Source organism: Cognatiluteimonas telluris (genome assembly GCF_011320095.1).
Taxonomy (GTDB): Bacteria; Pseudomonadota; Gammaproteobacteria; order Xanthomonadales; family Xanthomonadaceae; genus Cognatiluteimonas; species Cognatiluteimonas telluris.
Genome location: NZ_JAANOY010000063.1, coordinates 1 through 2,784, shown reverse-complemented (window position 1 = coordinate 2,784; position 2,784 = coordinate 1). Strand labels below are relative to the sequence as shown.

Genomic DNA, 2,784 nt, shown 5'->3' with positions numbered 1-2,784 from the left:
GTGGGCAAATGGCGGCCTAACGATTCATTCAAGCCGAACCTACTTCGTTCCAGCAAAAGGCGGCACTGAAAAGCGTGCCACCTTTTGCCTCCACTACGCAGGTCGGCTTAATTCAGGTGTTATGCCCCACAGGAGAGACGATGGACATCCCTGACGGCATGGTTCAGTGCTCAATGAATCACCGGCTTTACACCGACTCCTCCCTCGGCATATGGGATGAGGGCGCATGGATAAGTTGGGAGTACATAGATGAACACGCTGAGGAAATGGAACTGCGTCGAGAATTCCCGAAAGCCTCGATCGAGTTAATCAACAACTTCCAATCCCTCCTAGATGCGGCGGCCCAGTACAAAGTGATCACTGGGCGCTACTTAGATATCTGGGGCGAACTCGGAGAGGTCTATGCGGAGGTCAAGTACGGGCTCAAGCGCCACAGATATTGCGCGCCGGGCTCAGACGGAAAGATCGGCAACGACTTCTGCGAGGTAAAGACCATAACTCCCATGAAGTCCGTCGATCGAGTCCAGGTAAAGCGCGCCGGAAACTTCAACAAACTACTCATCGTCAAGATTGATGGGGACTACAACTTCACCTCCAGGCTCATAGACCGTAAGGTGATCGGCAAGGGTTCTGGCAAGTTCGCCAGAGTTGGCTGGAGTCATGGCGATGCAGGTGGGGCATAACAATTCATTCAAGCCGAAGCCGCTTCGCGGCTCGGCTTAATTCAGGTGTTAGCACCCAGGGGGAGCCTATGGCTAGGGTGAGAAAGATCCAACGCAAGCCTGCCGCAAAGATTGCTTACGTGATTGACGCCAATTTCCTGGCAAACAAATTTATCCCTCCGAAGATCGTGACTGATCTGACTGAGAGATCTGCGATTGAGAACTCACTTGAGTGGTGGGCAGAACTAGACTCTCAACTCACATCGGGACACGCGATCATCTATATCCCGGATATCTGCATTGCGGAGACCTTCAAGGTGCTTGCCAAGAAGTACTACAAGCACAAGTACTTCAAGCGCCCGGTGGATCATAAAATTGCGAGAGACAAGCTCGCCCTATTTCTAAACACTCCCGCAAATGTACTGCGCGCCGCCAACCGCAAGATTAAGGTCCATGACATACCCACATCACGTGATCTGATAATTTCCGTGGATCGCTTTAACGAGCTCTATCACAAGCATGGCAAAAACGTTAGCGTCGTTGATCTGCTAATTCTCGCAACTGCAAAATATCTAATGGATTTCTACGCTATTCCAAAGAATTGCATGAATATCATTACGCTAGATACTGCGCTTTGGGAGGGATCCAAGAAAGTGCAGGAGCTGCCAAACGCTTACCATCCGGGCAAGGTCGCAGATAAAGCTGCAAAGGTTTTCGCCTGAGTGCTAACAATTCATTCAAGCCGAACATGCTTCGTTCCAGCAAAAGGCGGCACCGAAAAAGCGTGCCACCTTTTGCCTCCACTACGCATGTCGGCTTAATTCAGGTGTTAGCCCCCATGTCCGAAAGTTCTCGCCAACACGACAGGCAGCATTTCTTCAAATACATGCCAGCCGAAACGGCGAGGAAAGTACTTTTAACCAGCCGGTTACGGTGGAGCTCTCCGCTGTTATTCAACGACCCGTTTGACGTTCCTAGAGATATCGCACATGGATTTACCTCAGCGGATATTGCCCGTGCTACGGCAGATCTTTTCAATCAATACCTAGACGCTCCGCCAGAAGACTTGACGGACTTTGATGACTCGCTGGCGCAACTATTCACCCTCGCTCGCGACGGGTTTCCGCCTGAGCTGAGAGAGCAACTCCGAACCACAATAGTCGAGACACTCACTCAACTTCAATCAGGCAACGCCCTTCAAGAACTACGCGATCATTGGAAATCTGTTGTGCCAACGCTACGAATTCTTTGCCTTGCGGAGAGCCCAAACCATGTTGCTATGTGGAACCACTACGCCGATCGGTATAGAGGAGTGGTCCTCGGCTTCAAATGCAATGATGCAACAGACAACTTCCTTCTAGTCGCAGAACCAATCGAATATCTACAGGCGAAACCGGACGTCTACACAGACCATGGGCTGGCCAAGCTTCTTTGCCTAAAGAGCCTTGCCGCTGCAAAAGCCATCCACCAGATCGCAACTCAATCAAAGTCCGATGACTGGAGCTACGAAAAGGAATGGCGCATCGTCGACTATGCCGAGGGATCTGACGAGACTCAGTACTGGGATCGCCCTTTCTCAGCAGAAGACCTGTCCCACATTTATCTTGGGCCATTAGTTCTGGCTCACGATCGCCATCACATTCTCAGCCTCGCAGCCGCTTACCCAAATGTCCGGATATTTCAAACCAGCATCGGCATGGATCGAGAGCTTCATTTTCAAAGCCATGAGGGCTAACAGTTCATTCAAGCCGAAGCCGCTTCGCGGCTCGGCTTAATTCAGGTGTTAGGCCGCTAGGAGCAGGCCTGTTGAGGCCATCCGGCAATTCGGATTGCTCGCTTCGCCCAGCACCTTGTCGCTTTCGCCCACCATCGTCGGTCGCGCTCGAGCAGTTCGAGGCGGCGCCCGTGTTTCTAGGCGGCACTCTCGCAATCGGAAGGGCCTGGCGGCATCAACGCCAGGCGCCCGTGGCGATCGGTGCGCGGCTGTGCATCTTGGCTTCGGCACAAGCAGCTTCGGCTAGTCCGCGGGTCGCGCCCGAGTTGCCCAGGGGTGCGCCCGGACCTTCCGGCGGCATTTGCCGCATCCCATGCCACCAGGCGGCATCTGGGCTGAGCGCTTGTA

At 53.1% G+C, this 2,784-nt stretch carries 3 protein-coding genes; all 3 read left to right on the top strand.

The window, feature by feature from the left end:
* Positions 1-140 precede the first annotated feature (140 nt).
* The 3 genes from G7B67_RS12840 to G7B67_RS12830 all read left to right on the top strand — a co-directional run bounded on the left by G7B67_RS12840 (position 141) and on the right by G7B67_RS12830 (position 2,397).
* Positions 141-683 (top strand): hypothetical protein, encoded by a 543-nt coding sequence (locus G7B67_RS12840; RefSeq protein WP_207780941.1) that lies wholly within the window; start codon positions 141-143, stop codon positions 681-683.
* A 77-nt stretch (positions 684-760) separates the two neighbouring features.
* Positions 761-1,384, top strand: coding sequence for a hypothetical protein (locus tag G7B67_RS12835; protein WP_166213043.1), 624 nt, complete (start codon positions 761-763; stop codon positions 1,382-1,384).
* 26 nt (positions 1,385-1,410) lie between these two features.
* Positions 1,411-2,397: a DUF2971 domain-containing protein gene (locus G7B67_RS12830; RefSeq protein WP_207780940.1), complete on the top strand. Its 987-nt coding sequence runs from the start codon at positions 1,411-1,413 to the stop codon at positions 2,395-2,397.
* Positions 2,398-2,784 lie beyond the last annotated feature (387 nt).